Annotated in this window: 1 protein-coding gene; it reads left to right on the top strand. The window is 74.6% G+C overall.

The annotated features are described in order from the left end of the window. Positions 1-556: M56 family metallopeptidase (locus AC2W7C_RS18675; protein WP_486002680.1), on the top strand; the 556-nt coding region annotated here is incomplete at its 5' end. Positions 557-681 lie beyond the last annotated feature (125 nt).

Below are 681 nucleotides of genomic sequence, written 5' to 3'. Positions count from 1 at the left end.
GCTGGCGATGCGCGGCCTGGGCCTGGGCTCTGGGCGTCCTGGCGTCGCGGGCCGGTTCGCCTTGGGCGTCCTGACCCTGCGGCGGTGGACGCGCGAGGCGCGCGCGGTGACGTCCGCCGCCTGGACAGCCCCGCTCGCGGCCTTCCCAAGCGCCAAGCGTCCCAGGCTGCTGGCGTCCTCGTCGATCGGTGCCCCGCTGAGCTGGGGCCTGCCGCCAGGCGTGGTCCTGCTGGATACGGCCTGTTTGGACCGACCCGAGACCGCTCGAGCCGTCATGGCGCACGAACTCGCCCACGTCCGTCGCCGCGACTGGCTGTTTCTCGGCCTGTCCCGGCTGGCCGTGGCCCTGTTCTGGTTCAACCCGCTCGTCTGGTGGCTGCATGCCGCCCTCGCGGCCCGGACGGAGGACGCGGCCGACGCCGCCGCCCTGGCCGAGGTCGACCCCCCGATCTACGCCCAAACCCTCGTCTCCCTCGCCGCCGGCTACGGCCATCCCGCCGCCGTCGGTCTCACCGGCCCCGCCCGCTCTCTCTCAAAAGGATCGCCCGCATCATGAATTCCGACCGCCCCGTTTCCTCCCGCCCGCTGCTGATGGCCGTCGCCGTCGGAGCCCTGGCGGTCGTCGCCACGCCGCTGGCGGCGATCGAACTGACGCCCCGGGCCCCGGCCGCCGTCCAGGCG

This window comes from Brevundimonas sp. CURTG3B2_SDJG (assembly GCF_057364705.1).
Note: the sequence above shows the minus strand (reverse complement) of the source record. Positions and strands in the feature narration are given on the sequence as shown.